At 36.8% G+C, this 18,945-nt stretch carries 17 protein-coding genes and 4 pseudogenes; 18 read left to right on the top strand and 3 right to left on the bottom strand.

Annotated features, from left to right (window positions below; translation table 11 throughout):
- Positions 1-29 precede the first annotated feature (29 nt).
- Entirely contained in the window at positions 30-428 is a 399-nt protein-coding gene (locus MKX69_RS13675; RefSeq protein ID WP_234699759.1) for a hypothetical protein, read from the top strand.
- A 365-nt stretch (positions 429-793) separates the two neighbouring features.
- Here the strand turns inward: MKX69_RS13675 and MKX69_RS13670 are convergent, their stop codons facing one another.
- Entirely contained in the window at positions 794-1,474 is a 681-nt protein-coding gene (locus tag MKX69_RS13670) for an IS6-like element IS1216 family transposase (RefSeq protein ID WP_001015311.1), read from the bottom strand.
- Positions 1,475-1,619: 145 nt separating this feature from the next.
- Here MKX69_RS13670 and MKX69_RS13665 point away from each other — a divergent pair, with 145 nt between their 5' ends.
- From MKX69_RS13665 to MKX69_RS13605, 13 genes and pseudogenes are all read left to right on the top strand, one after another.
- The gene (locus MKX69_RS13665) at positions 1,620-2,528 is read left to right on the top strand and encodes an IS982-like element ISEfm1 family transposase (protein WP_002343056.1); all 909 of its coding nucleotides are present in this window, start codon (positions 1,620-1,622) and stop codon (positions 2,526-2,528) included.
- A 405-nt stretch (positions 2,529-2,933) separates the two neighbouring features.
- On the top strand, positions 2,934-3,791 hold the full coding sequence (locus MKX69_RS13660) for a ParA family protein (protein ID WP_002292680.1): 858 nt from the start codon (positions 2,934-2,936) through the stop codon (positions 3,789-3,791).
- Positions 3,792-4,340 (top strand): hypothetical protein, encoded by a 549-nt coding sequence (locus MKX69_RS13655; protein WP_002292681.1) that lies wholly within the window; start codon positions 3,792-3,794, stop codon positions 4,338-4,340.
- A 259-nt stretch (positions 4,341-4,599) separates the two neighbouring features.
- Entirely contained in the window at positions 4,600-4,737 is a 138-nt protein-coding gene (locus tag MKX69_RS13650) for a hypothetical protein (protein WP_177164651.1), read from the top strand.
- Positions 4,738-5,139, top strand: coding sequence for a S8 family serine peptidase (locus MKX69_RS13645; RefSeq protein WP_435867853.1), 402 nt, complete (start codon positions 4,738-4,740; stop codon positions 5,137-5,139).
- A 31-nt stretch (positions 5,140-5,170) separates the two neighbouring features.
- Entirely contained in the window at positions 5,171-5,851 is a 681-nt protein-coding gene (locus MKX69_RS13640) for an IS6-like element ISS1N family transposase (RefSeq protein ID WP_016177626.1), read from the top strand.
- Between the two features lie 49 nt (positions 5,852-5,900).
- Positions 5,901-6,485, top strand: a pseudogene (locus MKX69_RS13635) (type I restriction endonuclease subunit R, EcoR124 family); the annotation flags it as partial.
- Between the two features lie 547 nt (positions 6,486-7,032).
- Positions 7,033-8,700, top strand: a complete 1,668-nt coding sequence (locus tag MKX69_RS13630; RefSeq protein WP_341010577.1) for an McrB family protein — start codon at positions 7,033-7,035, stop codon at positions 8,698-8,700.
- A complete protein-coding gene (locus MKX69_RS13625; protein WP_002336733.1) occupies positions 8,675-9,967 on the top strand; it encodes a 5-methylcytosine restriction system specificity protein McrC in 1,293 nt (430 codons plus the stop codon). The genes MKX69_RS13630 and MKX69_RS13625 overlap by 26 nt, the downstream gene beginning before the upstream one ends.
- 546 nt (positions 9,968-10,513) lie before the next feature.
- Positions 10,514-11,779: a serine/threonine transporter SstT gene (gene sstT, locus MKX69_RS13620; protein ID WP_341010576.1), complete on the top strand. Its 1,266-nt coding sequence runs from the start codon at positions 10,514-10,516 to the stop codon at positions 11,777-11,779.
- Between the two features lie 539 nt (positions 11,780-12,318).
- Positions 12,319-12,783, top strand: a complete 465-nt coding sequence (locus MKX69_RS13615) for a PTS sugar transporter subunit IIA (RefSeq protein ID WP_341010575.1) — start codon at positions 12,319-12,321, stop codon at positions 12,781-12,783.
- Complete coding sequence (locus MKX69_RS13610) at positions 12,776-13,072, top strand: PTS sugar transporter subunit IIB (RefSeq protein WP_002307675.1); 297 nt, start codon at positions 12,776-12,778, stop codon at positions 13,070-13,072. Before MKX69_RS13615 ends, MKX69_RS13610 begins: the two co-directional genes overlap by 8 nt.
- 19 nt (positions 13,073-13,091) lie before the next feature.
- Positions 13,092-13,711: pseudogene (locus MKX69_RS13605) on the top strand (PTS transporter subunit IIC); the annotation flags it as partial.
- Here the strand turns inward: MKX69_RS13605 and MKX69_RS13600 are convergent.
- Positions 13,705-14,565: pseudogene (locus MKX69_RS13600) on the bottom strand (MATE family efflux transporter); the annotation flags it as partial. The pseudogenes MKX69_RS13605 and MKX69_RS13600 sit on opposite strands and share 7 nt — an antisense overlap.
- Before the next feature lie 281 nt (positions 14,566-14,846).
- Between MKX69_RS13600 and MKX69_RS13595 the strand changes: the two are divergent.
- From MKX69_RS13595 to MKX69_RS13580, 4 genes are all read left to right on the top strand, one after another.
- Positions 14,847-15,515 (top strand): 2,3-bisphosphoglycerate-dependent phosphoglycerate mutase, encoded by a 669-nt coding sequence (locus MKX69_RS13595; protein ID WP_002334632.1) that lies wholly within the window; start codon positions 14,847-14,849, stop codon positions 15,513-15,515.
- Between the two features lie 102 nt (positions 15,516-15,617).
- Complete coding sequence (locus MKX69_RS13590; protein WP_002290085.1) at positions 15,618-15,884, top strand: ACT domain-containing protein; 267 nt, start codon at positions 15,618-15,620, stop codon at positions 15,882-15,884.
- Positions 15,885-15,898: 14 nt separating this feature from the next.
- Positions 15,899-17,242 carry a PFL family protein gene (locus MKX69_RS13585; RefSeq protein ID WP_341010574.1) on the top strand — a complete coding sequence of 448 codons (1,344 nt, stop codon included), beginning with the start codon at positions 15,899-15,901 and terminating at the stop codon, positions 17,240-17,242.
- A gap of 18 nt (positions 17,243-17,260) precedes the next feature.
- A complete protein-coding gene (locus MKX69_RS13580) occupies positions 17,261-17,686 on the top strand; it encodes an HAD hydrolase-like protein (RefSeq protein ID WP_002334633.1) in 426 nt (141 codons plus the stop codon).
- Positions 17,687-18,009: 323 nt separating this feature from the next.
- On the opposite strand, the pseudogene MKX69_RS13570 reads toward MKX69_RS13580, so the two are convergent.
- Positions 18,010-18,944: pseudogene (locus tag MKX69_RS13570) on the bottom strand (metal ABC transporter solute-binding protein, Zn/Mn family).
- Position 18,945: the final 1 nt, after the last annotated feature.

The following is an 18,945-nucleotide window of genomic DNA, read 5'->3' as shown; positions in this document are numbered from 1 at the left end:
ACAATCAACCACAAGAGGAAGTCGAAGCTTTGCAGGAACAGCTAAAGGAACAAGCAATAACAAAACCCAAAGAAGAACAAAAAAATGGCGGAAATTTTGGAAGTGAGGATAAAATCATGCCAAAGATAAGATTATCGAGGACGTCAAAAGGTGCTAACAAATTAAGAGCATACAGAGTCTTAATAGACGATAAATATGTTGGGGTAATACACAGAAATCAAACCAAAGAATTTGATGTTGACTTTGGAGAACATACAATTCAATGTACAATTGACTGGGAAAGAAGTAATCATATAACCGTTGATATTCAAGATGACTTGGAAGAACTAGAAGTAATCGCTAAAGGTGTGTTTGAGTCTGCCATACGTGCTATCTTTCCATTTGACGGAAGAGATAAATACTTAACTCTATCAAAAAAATCAAAGTAACCACGACCGCAAGGGATTTTTCCTAAAGGCAGAACGTCCGATTTTTTCAATTGAGGTGTACAAGCGGAGCGACAAAAGCGAATAGGGAGACTTTATGCTATAATGAGTTTAAAGAAAACTGACACGCAGAGCATGCGGTTAAATTGTTCCATAGAGAAGTCTAATTTCTTGATGAGTGGTTGACGCATCTATGCCACATAAAAAAACGAAGCGGTGCAAGCAGAGTGGGGACTACGGCTTAACCACGAAATACCAATCTGTGCCGATTGATGATTTGATTTAAGTTTTAAAATAAAAAAGTTGCTGACAATGGTTCTGTTGCAAAGTTTTAAATAAAGAATAAAATCCCTTACGGTATCTATGATTTAAGCTGGGATTCCCAATAATACCTTGATTTCAGTACAGACCGAAAACCCGAAGAGAGTGCCTTCTTTTCGGGTTTTCTTATATAATCCTCGAATGGCTTCCATGCCTTTAATCGTGGTAGAGGCAGTGCGTAAACTTCGATAGAATTTATTGCGTCTCTTTACTGGACGATGGTCTTGTTCAATCAAATTATTCAGGTATTTAATGGTACGATGTTCTGTCCCTTGATAAAAGCCGTATTCTTTTAGTTTCTTAAAGGCACTTGTAATAGAGGGGGCTTTATCTGTGACTACAACCTTCGGTTCATCAAACTGCTTCACTAACCGCTTAAGAAAAGCATAGGCTGCTTGTGTGTCCCGTTTTTTACGTAACCAAATATCCAAGGTTAAACCATCTGCATCGATGGCTCGATACAAATAATGCCATTTTCCTTTAATTTTGATGTACGTTTCATCCATTTTCCATGAATAAAAGGATTTTTTATTTTTCTTTTTCCAAATTTGATAGAGTAGTTTGCCATATTCTTGCACCCAACGATAAATCGTCGTATGAGAAACGTTAATGCCACGATCATATAAGATTTCTTGAACTTCACGATAGCTAAGGTTATAACGAAGATAGTAGCCCACGGCTACAATAATCACATCCTGCTGAAATTGCTTTCCTTTAAAATGATTCATCGTCATTCCTCCTGCTATCTTTTTCTATTATTCTACCCGTGGTGCTAGTTAATTTTTTCCTAGAGGAAAATGTCTAAACATGTTGGTAAATCAACAAAAAAACGCATATAGTAGTCTCAAAACTCCCAAGAAATGAGGACTACATATGCGTTCATCAAAATATACTGAACATTATACAGATACTTTTATAACATTCAAGGAAATTATGAGAACTGTTTCTAACATATACCACAATTGTGTACCAGATAAGATTAAAAACCGAAGAAATACTGATCAACTGAAGCAACGCGATACAGTGATTATTGCTTGTGTTATATGGGGCATAATTAATGGCTATACTAGCCAAAGAGCCACGTATAGAGCGGTTTGTTCCGTCTTATTTCCTAATGGTGACTTTCCTAGTAGGAGTCGATTCACTCGCTTAAGTTCAAACTTAGCTTACACTATCAAGATTATTCGATACTTTTTCATCAAGAAGCTCACCAAAGGTGAACTAGTCGGAATTATAGATAGTTTTCCTAGTCCATTATGTAAACCAGTTAGAAATAGACAAGCAAAACTATTGAATCAAATAGCCAAAGTTGGCTATAACTCAACAAAAAAATCTTATTTTTATGGTCTTAAAATTCATATGATCGTTACTAAGACTGGCTTTCCGATTACTTACTCAATCACGAATCCAGGTGTCCATGACGTGAAAGTGTTAGAGACTTTATCGGAAGAAGCGAATCTTCCCAATATCCTAGGGGACAAAGGATATATTAGCCATAAAATCCATGAAAAGCTTGCCCTTAAGGGCATTACTATATCCGTTCCGCCACGTAAAAACATGGATAAATCAGAAAAACTAGACCACAGCTTACTTGGAAAACAAAGAAAAACAGTTGAGACTGTTTGTTCTTCCTTAGAAAAATTAGGTTGTCAAAATTTCAACTCACGTTCTGTTAAAGGGCTAGAGAGTAGATTTGAAAGCATATTACTGGCTTACAGTGTTCTATTAAGTCGAGCACAACGACGTTTTGAAGGAACTTTGAGATATTCTTTAGGATATTAAAATTAACTAGCACCACGGGTATTATTCTACCTTATTTGATAGTGGATTTAAAACTTTGCAACAGAACCGTTATGTGGAACGCATGAAAACTTTTATGAGCAGTTGAAAAAATTAATCTAGTGATTTGTTGTCGTTCTTAAGAAGGACGGCTTCTTTTTTATCGAAAATATGATTCGTCTATATGACTAAAGTCGCGAGTATTCTCTGCTTCTCGATAAATTAAATAACGTCATTACTTTGAGGAAAGCTATAAATCAATATATTTCAGCTTTTCCTTATTTATGTACTACCTTTTACTTATTAATTATAAGGTAGTACATATATATCTTTTTTTTGGTAGTAACTAAAAATAAATATGTTATAATAGTATCAAATGAATATTGCTAAAAGAAAAGAGGTAGGAACGTGGTAGCGAAGAAATATGTAATCGGTAATTTTAAAGGTGGCGTAGGTAAAAGTACGTGCGCGCAAATGTTAGGGTTTGAATCAGCAGTTAATGAAGGAAAAAGAACCTTGATAATTGACTTGGATATGCAAGGAAATACTTCTGATGTGATGAACTTAACGCATATGAACTTCACTAACGAAGAAGGAGGCGGAGAAGGTGAACCGATTGTTTACGAAAATACTGTGACTGACGTGTTGATAAACAATCTTCCACCTAAAGAGGCTGTCTATAAAGTAATCAATAACCTCTATATACTTCCAGCAGACATGTCCTTTGAAATGTATGATGATTGGATCAAAGACCAATATAATGATTCATTATCCCAATTCAAATATATGAAAGAAAAGCTAGAACCATTATTTGATGAGTTTGACGTCATCTATTTAGATGTCCCACCTTCTATTTCTGTATATAGTAAATCCGCGATGTACATTGCGGACTGGGCAATCGTCGTCTTACAGACCCAAGTAAAATCGATGAGAAATGCGATGCAATATCTTGAGTATATGGACTTTTTTGTGAAAGAATTTGATACAAATTTATATGTTGCTGGTGTTATTCCTTTCATGTTGGAAAGCGGTGACGCAGTAGATCAGGAAATGTATAAACAAGCCCAAGAGATTTATGGGGAACATTTGATTAAAAATGTTGTACTCAAAAATGCGCGCTTAAAACGATACGACGGATCAGGTATTACGATGGAGAAGACAAAGAAAGGTCTCTTAAAACAATGGGATCGCAAAAGCCACGAATTATTTATCAGTATTTTGAAAGAATTGGAAGAACACGAGAATTGGTATGCGGAGGTGGAGTAATTGGCTGACATCAAAGGACTTGATATTTTTGGGAACAACAAAGGACTCGCCAAAATAAAAAAAGAAGCAGAAGCAAAGAAAAAGCAGCAAGCAATTACACCATCTGAAAATAAGCAATTAGAAGTGCACCAAGTTCAAGAAATAAAAACTTCCTCCAATGTTGAAAGACAGAGTAGAGGAAGAACAAAAAAAGTTGGCGCACCAATCAGAAAGTTTGATAAGGTTTATTCCACCAAGCATCCTTTAAAACTGTCGACTTTGTTAAATGCGACTTCCAGAGTTTTAGTAGAAAAGTATGAGACTAATATGACAAGAGATGAATTGCTTAGAAAAGCTTTAGATGAGTATATTAAACAGAATCTTACGCAAGAAGATAAGCAAGATTTGTTTAATGACGTGGTGAAAGAACTAGACTTGTTCAGAGAAAAATATCCAATTGTTCCAGAATTAGATGATCGTGGAGAAATAATAAGAACTACCAGTCAGATAAAACAAGATACCGAAGACTCACTGCGCAAAGGGTGGGGAATGAATAATAAAGTTAGATAATAATCAAAGAAGAACTAAGTAACTACCTTTAAACGGTAGTTACTTAGTTCTTCTTTGATTTGCGTGAAATAGAGGGGATTTATTTTTCTGGTTACGTGATTAAAAAATCCAAAAAATGAGCATAGGAACGGTTATGATTTTAGGGTGTGTTTTAATGAGATATTGTGATTTCATTAACAAGTGTATGATAATCTGTTGTTGAGTTAGTAAATAAGTAATAGAGCTAACTCTAAAATAAAACTATTAGGAGGAGATGTAGATGAAAAAGTTTAAAAAGAAAATATATTTAGGATTGGTTGTTGGGGTGAGTATGTTTGGGTTCATGGCTCATACTAAACAAGTAACTGCAGATACTAACCAAAAAGAAAGGATTATGAGCCAATTAGATGACTCTTAAATAGAGTATGTACCTAATGAGCTAATTGTCAGTTTAAAGGCTACACAAAGAATTTCAACAGAGAAAAATAAACCGCAAAATTTATTGGGTGTAAAAGTTATGGTGGAAAAAGATTTGACTCTTAGGACAAATGAAAGCGATTATAATAAGCGAGATCAAGTATTATTAGTGAAATTGAACGAAGAAATTAGTGTGGAAGAGGCAGTAAGAACATTTAATGCTTCTGATATGGTCAATTATGCAGAGCCAAACTATGTGGTTGAACTAGAGCCGTTGAATGATGTTGAGGAGCCAAATACAACTGATTCTTTAGGAAATCGATCAATTATTCTTAACGATCCTAATTGGAGTAAACAAGCTGGTTCTGTTGCAAAGTTTTCCAAAAAATCTATTTTAGTGTAAAATTGAGAAAAAAGACAGAGAGGACAGAGTAATGAATCATTTTAAAGGCAAACAATTCAAAAAAGACGTCATTATTGTCGCTGTTGGTTACTACCTGCGTTACAATCTAAGCTATCGTGAAGTTCAGGAATTGTTATATGATCGTGGAATAAATGTTTGTCATACTACGATTTATCGTTGGGTACAAGAGTACAGCAAAGTCCTCTATTATCTTTGGAAGAAGAAAAATAGACAATCCTTCTATTCATGGAAAATGGACGAAACCTATATCAAAATTAAGGGACGTGGGCATTATCTTTATCGTGCAATTGATGCGGACGGCTTAACCTTAGATATCTGGTTACGAAAGAAACGGGATACGCAAGCAGCCTATGCTTTCTTAAAACGACTCCATAAACAGTTTGGTGAGCCGAAAGCAATTGTGACCGATAAAGCACCTTCTCTTGGCTCCGCCTTTAGAAAGTTACAGAGTGTGGGTTTATATACTAAGACAGAGCACCGAACTGTGAAGTATCTTAACAATTTAATAGAACAAGACCATCGACCTATTAAACGACGAAATAAATTTTATCAAAGTCTCCGTACAGCCTCTTCCACGATTAAGGGCATGGAGACCATTCGAGGAATATATAAAAAGAACCGAAGAAATGGAACGCTCTTCGGCTTTTCGGTGTCTACTGAAATCAAGGTATTAATGGGAATAACAGCCTAAGATATTTGGAGTTCAGAGAGGGCGCGTTTGATTTTCAAACTTCGCAACAGAACCAATTGGTGTATATGAGACCGTGAAGGGTTCATTGATGGAGGAAGAACCAGAAAAAGAGGGAGAAGATTTTTCAACGATCGAATTTTATAGTGAAAATACCACTAAGTTGTATGATATTGATTCTACTTATATTGATCAATTACTAGGAACTTATGCTGCGAATAGTTCAGATGCACGAGAAGAAATTGAAAAAGCTTTGGCTAAATTGAATAAAACAGAAGGAGTCAAAGAAGTTTACCGACAAATTTTAAATGCATTTGATGTGGGGACTTTAGATAGTAATGAAGATATCTTTGTCATTAAGCGTCGCTATTTTACACAAGCAAGTGATGAATTGATTCATGCCTTTTCCAATGAGTGGTTTGTTTCTGAGAAAGAATTACATGCTTCTAATCTGCAATATATGCTAGGTGAAGATCCAATTCCTAATATGAAAGCAATTATCAACAGTAAGGATTACGAAGGGTATAAAGCCAAACATCCAGAAGCGAAGCCATTTAAATACCCACAAGAAATGAAGCGAGCATGGCGTAAAATGTTAGATGATGAGTTGATTCAACTTGAAAATGAATTGAGGTAAAAAAATCATTATTTAATTCTTTTAATTATTATCGATAACAAGTGGTATTTATAGATTCTGTAACAAGCTGATATCAAAAATAGAACTAAGGGGAAATTTTTATACCCATTTCTAGATATTAATTCCATGAGTTTATACTTTTTCACTTATGAACGGAATCATGTGGACACGTTCTTCTGGAGACTCTTGGAATATAATCCTATTTCTCACTTGAAACTAACCAGCTAATTTTTTTATTGTGTTATTTTATTTGGGAATTTAATGATAAAGAGGGATATAATATTTAGAGTATAGTGGGTGTGAGGAGGGAACACAACTGGATGATTTGCAAGAAAAAAGAATTTTAAAAAAATTAATCGATTTTGGCATTACAGATATTGAATCGTTTCTTAAATTAAATTTTAGAAGAAACTAGTTAAATTAATAGTAGATATGTTTATATTATGGGTTATACAGTATCTATGAAAGCTGGAAATAAAGCTAACATACATCGTCAATTTAATAGAGAAATTAAAAAAATAAATCAAATTGTATAGAAGGTATTTAAATGAATGATAGTAGTAGAATGGAAGAACTCTCTGAGGTAGTTACAGAACTAATTGAATTCAGCAATTGGTGCTACGATAATAATGAAGGAAATTATAGTGAAGTTAAAGCAAAGCAAAACAAATTTATTAGGGGAAAGCGGAAAACTGACAGAAAGTCTTCGATTATTATAGATAATTTGCATTTTGGGTGGAACTATAACCAAAATAATGCTGGGAAAAAACTTTGGGCAAAGGGATATGTCAATACAGGATATACTAATATTGCTTATGACCGTAGTAATGAAAATGATAAAAAATTAGTTTTTAGTGTAAAAAAAGAAATTAAAAAAATTATTCATTTGCCGTCGGATAAGCCAATAACTTCTGAGATAAAGGAAATAGTTGAAACATTTTGGAATTATCAAGATAAAAAAGAAATGAATCCTAAAGAAACAGATGTAAAAGGGTATCTACAAGCATTATCTGATAAATTAATAAAATCCAAAAACCTTATTCTACGTGGCGCTCCTGGAACAGGGAAAACATTCCTTGCAAATGAAATGGCAGCTGATGTCGTTTCAAATGGCAGAACTACACAAATCAATGAATTGAGCGAAGATGAAAAGAGCCGAATTGGATTTGTCCAGTTTCATCCTAGCTATGATTATACTGATTTTGTCGAAGGGTTACGTCCAACTACATCCGATGATGGCGTTGTTAGTTTCACCTTGAAAGATGGAAGCTTTAAGAGCTTTGTTGAAAAAGCAAAGAAAACAAAGAAAGTAAATGGACAAGATAATTTTGAAGAAGCTTGGGCTAAATTTTTCGATGCGGTAACGGAAGCTAGTATAGAGGGAGAAGGCTACAATAAACTTAAAACATTGACAGGTAAACCAGTACGCAATCTTCTAGCCTATGAAAGAAATGAAATTCAAGGTGTTTATCCTGCAAAAACTACTACTTACATGAACCATGACCAAATTTATAATGTCTATCGTGGATTACCTGGTACGCCAAAAGGTGGATTTGATGCTTATCGAAAAGCGATTGTAAAACACTTAGAAGAAGAATTTGGCTTAAAAAACTACACGGCGTCAACGGTAGATTCTACGAATAACCAAAACTATGTGTTTATCATTGATGAAATTAATCGGGGCGAAATTTCCAAAATTTTCGGCGAATTATTTTTCTCAATTGATCCAGGATATCGTGGGCATAAAGAAGGTGTTTACACACAGTATGCAAACCTCCATGAAAATCCAGAAGAAAAATTCTATATTCCTAATAATGTTTATATTATTGGGACGATGAACGACATTGACCGTTCTGTTGATACTTTTGATTTTGCTATGCGCCGGCGATTTACTTTCTTAGAAATAAAAGCAGAAGATTCAGCACAAAATATGCTGACTCAAGAGAAAACAAAAAAACTTATGATGCGCTTAAATGAGGCGATCGTTGCCAAAGAAAAAGGTGGATTGTCAACTGATTACCAAATTGGTGCTAGTTATTTTTTAAGTATCGATAATGGTGAGGAGACAATGGAACAATTATGGGATACTAAGTTATATCCATTATTGAAAGACTATTTTCGTGGTGAACATAAGGCGAAAGAAAAATTAGAAATACTAGAAAAGGTATACTCTAATGACGGTGATTTAGATGAAGCTGAAACCTCTACACGATAATCAAGAAATCAATGACTCAGTTGTGCAACATCCAATCATTACGAACTTAGTTAATCGTGACTTAAGTAGTTTAGAGAAAGAAAATTTTATTATCTTTCCGCAACAGTTAAATCAATCCAAGGATCTAAGTGAAGATAACTTGATATTTCAATCAAGAAATGGAAAAATTTGGACTTGTAATGTCGTAGGTATCCTTAGCGATTCAACAGATGAATTAAGAATTCATTCTAGATTCGCTAATCAAATGAAGCATGAAGATTTCTTTTTACGTTATATGCTTCAGCGTGTTTTGAATTACAACGTGATTAATGATCATTTTAGTGCATCTAAAAAGATGACATACTACGATTTGTTGGTATTTCTCTTTCCTTATTATCTGAATGAAGCAATGCGTAAAGGGATATACAAAGAATATGTCAAACGAGAATACAATAATGCCAATATCAAGGGAGCTGTTGATGTTGCAAAACACATCCGTTCGAATGTTCCTTTCGTTGGAAAAGTTGCTTATCGAACACGAGAGTTTAACTATAATAATCACCTAACCCAGCTTATTCGTCATACTATTGAAAAAATCCAAAATGAGTACGATTTCTTACTTAGTGGAGATGAGGATACGAAAGAAAACGTGGTTCTAATCAAACAAATAACACCTGGTTATGCTAGATTAAATCAATTTAATATCCTTCAAGAGAATATCCTTCATCCAGTCAAACATAGTTATTACGAGGAGTATTCGGCTCTTCAACAAATCTGTATCCAAATTTTATCGGAAGAAAAATCAGGATTTGGAAGTGATAAAAATCAAATACATGGAATCATTATCGATGTGTCTTGGCTATGGGAAGAATACATTGGGAAAGTCACTGGTTGGAAACATTATGGCAGAGATAAAGGGTTAGCAACAATGCATTTATTTCAAGAGCCCAACCGGTCCCCACGATATCCAGATTTTACATTTAATAATATACCAATTGATACAAAATACAAAAAACATCTTGATACTAGAAATGACTATAATCAGTTAGTCACATATATTCATATAATGAATTTAGACCAAGCAGATACAATGAAAGGCGGCTTTCTGCAACCTACTTCCGATCCCCTTCCTGCAAATCATGGGTATAAAAAAATAGGCATATTAAGCGGGCTAGGAGGAGAAATATTCACATATCATTTTTTCATTCCGCAAGCTGCGTCAAGTTATTTGGAATTTGTAGAACAGATGAGAGAGGTAGAAGCAGCACTACAAACTACTTTTCAATAAGTAGGAATTATAGAAATGTTACTCAAAAAATCTTCATTAAAAAATCTGACTAAATAAGTTGAGAAAACAGAATATACTTCAATATCCAGTGATTTATAAATATCATTCACTCATGATACCCAGCTCCGTATCATAAATGAGGATTTTTTTGACAGTACAATGTTGTTGTAATGAGAGATGAGTAATAATGAAATAACACAAAATTAAAAATGCCCTTTGTACCCGTAGCGTTGCAGTAACAGAAAAAATCATTCAAAAAAATGGATTTATTGAAAGTCTACAAGAACAAGACTACTGATGAATTCCGCCTAGAATCTAACCTATTCTTTATTTCAAATCAATAAATCATCATTTCGTTAATTTTTTCCCCACGAACGTGGGACAAAAGTAAGAAACACTTTTGACTCATTCTTTAAAAAAGAATAAACGGTGGGAGCAGAAGCAACTCCTTCTTATTTCTCGGATTTAAACGCTTCTGTCCGATCCTCTTTAATAGTTTGAATTTTTAGAAAGTTTATCTTTTATTTCTATTTTAGAGATGTTAAAATGATGGTTAAACTATATAGGGGTGATTATTTGTTAGATAAGTTTTTGGATATGTCTTTAGTTCAACGAATTAGTTGCGGTATCATAGTTGGTATTATAGTTGGTATTTTTTTACCCTCATGGACGTTTATCACCATATTGGGGACTGTATTTGTCAGTTGCTTAAAAGCCATTGCTCCTCTCTTGGTATTTTTTCTGACGGCAGCTTCGATTGCAAAACATAAAGTTGGGAATGAAACCTATGTCAAACCTATTTTATTTTTATACTTAGGTGGAACGTTCCTCTCTGCGTTAGTTGCAGTAGTCGTTAGTTCGATTTTTACGATCCCAATCACTTTGCAAGAACAGGTCTCTGAAAAGGTGCCACAAAATATCGGCAGTGTCTTATCTACGATGTTGACTAACGTGACACAAAACCCGATCCAAGCAATCATTGAATCAAATTATTTAGGCGTTTTGTTCTGGGCCGTCTTGTTAGGGCTGGCTTTGCGTAGTCGTACGGAAACAACTAAAGAAGTCGTGGATCAAGTTTCTGTAGCCTTGTCACACGTAGTGCAGCTGATCATTGCGTTTGCACCGATCGGTATCCTAGGATTAGTTTATCAATCGATCTCAACGACAGGGTTGTCTGGCTTAGCAGAATATCTTCAACTAGTTCTGGTATTAGTAGGAACCATGTTATTTGTCGCTTTAGTTGTTTATCCGCTTCTGACTTTCTTATTTATCAAAGAAAATCCCTATCCATTGATTTTCTTTTGCTTAAAAGAAAGTGCGGTTCCCGCCTTCTTTACACGTAGTTCAGCAGCCAACATTCCTATCAATATGATGTTAGCCGAACGATTGAAATTAACGAAGGAATCCTATGCGATCTCGATTCCGTTGGGAGCGACCATCAATATGGGGGGCGCTGCTGTAACGATTACCGTGATGACATTGACGACGGTACAAACATTAGGGATCGAAGCGTCCTTTGCTTCAAAATTGATCCTTAGTCTGTTGGCAGCCATTGCTGCTTGTGGAGCTTCAGGCGTTGCGGGAGGTTCGTTGCTATTGATTCCTTTGGCTTGCAGCTTGTTTGGTATTTCGAATGAGATTGCGATGCAAGTTGTAGGGATAGGATTTATTATCGGTGTGATCCAAGATTCGGTAGAAACAGCTTTGAACTCTTCTAGTGATCTGTTATTCACAGCGATTGGGGAATTAAGCGCGCGGAAACGTAACGGAGAAGCAATCTCCTTAAAAGATTCCTTAAGTGAATCAAACTGATTGCGAATGGGTGATCATTTTTCGATGATTGGTTTTCTGAAGTGATGATTGACCGAAAATAAAAAGCTTTTATCCTAACTTCAAGTATAGGGTAAAGGTTTTTTTATTTTAAATTTATGTAGAATCAAAATGAGCGTGGGATAAAAGTAAGAAACACTTTTGTCTCATTCTTTAAAAATGAATAAACGGCGGGGGTAGAAGCAACTCCTTCTTAAATAAGCCGAAATTCACAAAAATTTGAAAAATAATTTTCGTGAATTTCGGCTTATTTCTCAGAGTGAAGCACTTCTGCCCCAGCCTTATTTTGGTTCGTTTTTTCTTTTATAGGGAAGAAAAAACGAACTGTTTTTTTTTTGAGAGAAGGCTATTTTTTTATGGGTCAAACGCTCTTGGCACAGAAAATAAGAATAAATTCCCATTAGAGCACGCTTTTTGTTTTTTCACTATAAAAAAGTGAACCCAGTTTATATTGTCAAGTAAGGCGGAGGAACTTATAGTATAGACGTGCACAAGTAATAAATGAAATAGAGGCGAAATAAGTGTTAAGTAAAGTAATCAAAGATGAATATATTCAACTAGATGTTCAGGCAAATAACTTTGAAGAAGCAATAAGAAAAGCTTTGCAACCTTTCTTAGAAGCAGATGTAGTAACTGAAAAATATGTCGAAAAAATTTTGAAGATTTACGAAGAGACCGGTCCATATATCGTTATTACTGAAAATATTGCTTTACCTCATGCAACGGTGGAAAGTGGAGCAAAAGATGTAGCTATTGGATTTATGCGATTGAAGACCCCAGTTACTTCAGGTCATCGCACCAATGATCCAGTTAAATATCTTTTTCCATTAAGCGCCAAGAATAACCAAGCGCATATTGAATTGCTATCAGAATTGGCAAATTTATTAGGAAATCCAGATTTTCTAAAATTTATCAAAGTCGTTTCATCTAGAGAAGAATTTAAAAACTATATTGAAAAAGCAGAAGGAGAGAATAAACATGAATAGTCATAAAGCTTTAGTAGCTTGCCGTGCAGGAGTAGGATCAAGTTTGATGCTAAAGATCAAAGTCAATGAAGTTGTTAAAGAAAATAACTTTCCGTTAGAAGTAGAACATTCATCTTTAGATGGTGTGCCAGGTTTTCAAGGAGATATGATCATTACTTTGCCTGATGTAGCGAATGAATTAATAGAAAAAAATTTACCACAGAAGATTGTTGGCATTGCGAATATTGTGGATAAGAATGAAATTAAGATAAAACTTGAAGAAGCATTTATTGAGTTAGAAAAACAGTAGTTAGAAAGGAAGGCTGAAAATGGATTTTATTATTAGCTTCTTAAGTACGCCCGCAGTACTATTAGGGCTTGTGGCTATGATAGGCTTATTAGCACAAAAAAAGTCTGGAACAGAAGTCTTGACTGGAACCTCTAAGACAATTATTGGCTTTTAGATCTTTAATGCAGGTGGCACGATCATGACAGGGCTTTGCAGAACTTCAATACGTTGTTCCAAACCGGATTTCATATCAAGGGAGTTGTTGCTTCTCCTGAAGCAGCGACAGCATTAGCGCAGACAGAGTTTGCGTTTGTTACGAGTAGTACGCTGATTTTGGGATTTATCATGAACTTAGTAATTGCTAGGATTACTCCTTTCAAAAATATCTTTTTTACGACTGGTCATAGTTTGTTCTTTGCGTGTGTGTTATCTTTGATTTTGAAAGCGCATAACTTCTCGGATGTAGCCGCAATTATCGTTGGTGGATTATTACTTGGCTTCTTCTCCGCAGCATTGCCTCAATTATGTCAGCCCTTCATGCGTAAGATTACAGGAAGTGATGCAACTGCTATTGGCCATTTTAATATGGTTGGCTATGCACTGTCTGGTTATATTGGCAAGCTATTTAGTAAATATAAAGACCGCACAACCGAAGACATCATTGGCTGAGTGGCAAATTGGTCGATCCTTCCCGCGGCAGCTTGAGCCGCTACGACATCTGTTCCCAAACTATTTAGAGCAGACTGCAATACCACCGCTCCAATAGCAATGATGGATGATTGGAAAGCCATAGGCAAGCCCGCATTTAAATGAGTGAAAATAGTGTCTTTATCTATTTTGAAATCACTTTTAGAGACTTGCAGCAACGGGATTTTCCGTTTGATATAGATGACACACATCAAACTTGCGGAAATTTGCGCGATAACTGTCGCATACCCAGCCCCAGCGATCCCCATGTGGAAATTGATAATAAACACCAAATCCAAAATCACATTGATGATCACAGCGAAAATCAAAAAGAACAAAGGTGTTCGGCTATCTCCTAGCGCTCGAATCATATTTGAAAGAAGATTGAACGCCATTGAGGCAAACATACCGCCTAAGATCACGGAGATAAATTCCTGTGCTTGTTGGATAATATCCGGCGGTGTCTGCATCAGCAATAATAACGGACGTAAAAATACTAAACTCAAAACAGTCAAAATAGCAGTTACTGTGAAACTAATTATAATAGCAACAGCAAAACTTTTCTTTACACCGCGAAAATCCTGAGCGCCGAAACGTTGCGCCGTGATGATAGATAATCCAGCGGTCAAACCTTGAGCAAAACCAATGATCAAAAATGTGATACTTCCTGTCGCGCCGACTGCTGCCAATGCCTCTTTACCGATCGTTTGCCCAACAATGATCATATCTACCATATTATAGAACTGTTGGAAAATATTCCCCACGAGTAATGGAATGGTAAATAAAAAAATCAACTTTGCTGGGGTGCCTGTAGTTAGGTCTCTCATGATAACTCCTCAATTTTTTTCAGAATATTTGCAAATTACATATTACCATAGTTTAATAGAACCACAAATAGCTGATTTATACAAAAAATACAGCAAAAAAAGAGCAATTTGTTAATGCTTACAAAAAAGATGCTTGATAGCATAAACTCAGTTCTTTAGATTTTTTAAAATCAATTGGTACAGCTTTAAGAAAATTTTATGAAAAAGATGAAAAAGATGTCAACTGCAAATGACATTTCTCAAAGAAACTGGGATAATAAAGGAAGAGAGGTGGAAGACATATGGATGTAGTACTGATGCGGCACGGGGAAAGTGAAGCAAATTTTGAAAATTATTGGACGGGATGGCTGGATGTTTCTCTGACAGAAAAAGGACAGGAACAGGCTCGTAAGGCAGGGGAAAAAATCAAAAACGCGCAGATCGAGTTTGACGCTGCATTTACGTCAGTATTGAAGCGGGCATCATTGACTTGCCAGATCATCTTAGAAGAAAGCGATCAGTTATGGATACCGACATTTAAAACCTGGCGTCTGAACGAGCGGCATTATGGCGCTTTAGTAGGGAAAAATAAGGATGAAATGGCACGAGAATTCGGGGCAGATCAAGTCAAACGCTGGCGTCGAGATTATTATGAAATGCCTCCATTAGTAGAAGAAAACCATTTTGATCGCCGTTACGCACAATTGGCAGATCAAGACATTCCTCATGGAGAAAATCTGCAAATGACGGTCCAGCGGGTCGCGCCATTATGGCAAGACGAGATCGCGCCGCTGTTGGGTTCGGGTAAGAATGTTTTGATTACCGGACATGGCAACAGTCTGCGGGCACTGGTGAAATATTTGGAGGATGTACCGGAAGACCAAATGGATACCATTGATATTCCCAATGCGCAGCCGATCCACTACCGCTTTGATAAGAACTTGCAGATCGTCAATAAATCGATCCTCTAAAGACGAATATTGGCTGAAGGAAATAGCCCTTTGTTTCAGAATTTTTCATAAAACTATCATAAATTATGGTATACTATTGAAAAAATTGGAGGAATAAGAATAATGAAAGCTATTTTAACGGTGGTCGGGAAGGACAAGGTTGGGATCATTGCCGGTGTCAGCCAGAAGTTGGCAGAATTGAATATCAATATTCTAGATGTATCTCAAACGATCATGGAAGATTATTTTACCATGATGATGATGTTGCAAATGCAACCAGAGGCTGATTTAGAAGCGATTAAGCAAGCATTGAGTCAAGTTGAAAACACGTTGGGCGTCAAAATCAGCATTCAAAATGAAGAGATCTTCAATGCGATGCATAAACTATAATTCGGAGGGAAATGATGGAAACAAAACAAATTCTTGAAACGATCCGGATGGTAGAAGAAGAAAATCTTGATATCCGGACGATCACAATGGGTATTTCATTGTTGGACTGTATCGATGCCAGCACAGAAAAGACTTGTCAAAATATCTATAATAAAATCACCAGCAAAGCGAAAAATCTTGTAAAAGTCGGTGACGAGATCGCCAGTGAATTTGGGATCCCCATCATCAACAAGCGGATCTCGGTAACGCCGATCGCAATCGTTGCTTCCGCAAGCGGCGGGCAAGACTGTGTTGCTTTTGCGCGAGTTTTGGACAAAGCCGCAAAAGCGGTGGGGATCAATTTTATCGGCGGGTATAGCGCATTAGTTGAAAAAGGCTATCAAGGAGCGGACCTGTCCTTGATCCAATCGATTCCGGAAGCCTTGACAGAAACAGAATTTGTCTGTTCTTCTGTCAATATTGGTTCGACACGGGCAGGGATCAATATGGACGCTGTCAAATTGATGGGTGAAACCATCAAACAAACCGCCGAAGCTTCAGATATGGGCTGTGCGAAGTTGGTAGTCTTTGCGAATGCGGTGGAAGACAATCCTTTCATGGCGGGAGCATTCCACGGGGTCGGTGAAGCAGATTGCGAGATCAATGTCGGTGTCAGCGGACCGGGCGTAGTAAAACGCGCTCTGGAAAAGGTCAAAGGCGAATCTTTCGATGTGGTTGCTGAAACAGTTAAGAAGACGGCATTTAAAATCACGCGGATGGGACAATTAGTCGGTCAAATCGCTTCTGAGCGATTGCACGTACCCTTTGGTATTGTGGATCTGTCATTAGCTCCTACTCCGGCAGTTGGTGATAGTGTCGCGTTGATCTTGGAAGAAATGGGCTTGGAATCTGTCGGCACACACGGTACAACTGCCGCACTGGCTTTATTGAACGATGCTGTGAAAAAAGGCGGCGTGATGGCCTGCAACCATGTGGGAGGCTTATCAGGCGCATTCATTCCGGTTTCTGAAGATGCAGGTATGATCAAAGCCGTAGAAGAAGGCTATCTGAATCTGGAGAAATTAGAAGCGATGACCGCCATTTGTTCAGTGGGTCTGGACATGATCGCGATCCCAGGAGATACACCAGCGGAGACGATTGCGGCGATGATCGCTGATGAAGCTGCGATCGGTGTCATCAATCATAAAACAACGGCGGTGCGGATCATCCCCGCTAAAGATAAAAAAGTCGGCGATTCTGTCGAATTCGGCGGTTTGCTGGGGACTGCTCCAGTCATGCGGACGAATTCGGCGAAATCGACGGACTTTATCCAACGAGGCGGGCGGATCCCGGCACCAATCCATTCATTTAAAAATTAGGAAGATAGTGAGAAAATAATGTTTGATTCATATATATGGGATTTTGACGGGACGTTGTTCGATACGTATCCGATCATGCTTGACAGCATGATGAAAGCTTTAGAAGATCGGCAAGTAGTTGCTGATCCAAAAGCTGTTTATCGATTATTGAAAGAAAAATCTTCAAAAGCATTGACTGAAAAATATCATTTGGACTTTCGAGAATTCTCAGATGATTTCCATCAATACGAAACGCTTGATACACGCCAACCTGTCACATTTGATCATGTGTATGACACATTGACGCAATTGAAACAACAAGGATCTAAACATTATATCTTGACTCATCGTACGATCGCTTCGACTCGCGAATTGTTAGTAAAAGAAGGAATGTTAGAATTTTTTGAAGAAAACGCTAGGCGCCTGGCACTCATCTTCCTCCCTCTCCCTACAGCCCTCAGTTGAACCTAATGGAAGGCGTTTGGAAGTGGCTCAAGGAATCGGTCATCAACAATGTTTTTTTTGACCACGTCCAGAAAATCAAACAGTCGGTCCGCGGTTTCTTAGCCGATGTAAACGAGCGTCCCCTTGAGGTGATTGACCGACTGTGCGTGCGGATGTAAAGTATTTAATTCAACCTATATAAGTAATAATTTGTCTTTTGATGATATCTTATCGTAATGAGATATCTGAGGACCGCTCAATCATCAAAAGTCGTCCCTCTAAATAAACTACAAGAATAATTACTTAGAGGGAAACTTTAAAATATCAATATGTTTTTAACATTGCTAAGCTAGACCATCATGAATTTTGTTTAGATTCCATTTCATCATTGTATAGTAGGTATCGCCTTCGGAACCTTCTTTTGCTAATGAATCAGTAAAAATTTTGGAATAAATTTCTAATCCCGTTTCATCGGCAACTTTATTCATTGACTTAGATGAAACAGAGGTTTCTACGAACGAATGTTTGACATCAGAGTTTTCTATTTTAGCTAACACAGCTTTCATTTGTTCGGGAGTACCTTGAGATTCGGTATTGATTTCCCAAATGTAAGCTGGCGCAACATGATAGGCTTTTGAGAAGTATTTGAAGGCACCCTCTGAGGTGACCAATAAACGCTGTGATTCAGGAATATCGAGAAATTTTGATTGCGCTTCCTCATGTAACTTTTGTAATTTTTTGATATAAGCATCAGAATTAGTTTGGTAATAATCTGCATTTTTTGAATCTTTTTCCTTTAAGACTTTGGTGATTGTTTTGACGTATTGAACACCATTGGCTAAATCAAGCCAGGCATGAGGATCTTCTTCTTCGATGTTGGTTGTTAAGTGCTCCGGTATTACACCTTCACTGGCGGCGAAAACATCTTTATCGAATTCTTTATGAGCAGTGCTTACCAACTTCTTGAACCAACCACTACCGCCAGTTTCTAAATTCAGTCCGTTGTGAAATAAAACTGTTGCATCTGTTGCTTTTGAGATATCTTCCGGTTTAGGTTCATACTCGTGGGGATCCACGCCGCGTTGAACAATACTATATAGTTCAACGCGATCTTTAGCCACATTTTTAACCATGTCTTCCAAAATCGAGTTTGTAGTTACTACGCTGATTTTTTTGGAATCTGTTGATTGTTTGGAATCTCCACTTCGTCCGTTGACAAAAAAATTACTCCGGCGACGGCTGCGATCACTACTACGATGGTTACTAATATTCTTTTCATA

Source organism: Enterococcus sp. FSL R5-0957 (assembly GCF_038008005.1).
In the GTDB taxonomy this organism is placed as follows: Bacteria; Bacillota; Bacilli; order Lactobacillales; family Enterococcaceae; genus Enterococcus_B; species Enterococcus_B faecium.
Note: the sequence above shows the minus strand (reverse complement) of the source record. Positions and strands in the feature narration are given on the sequence as shown.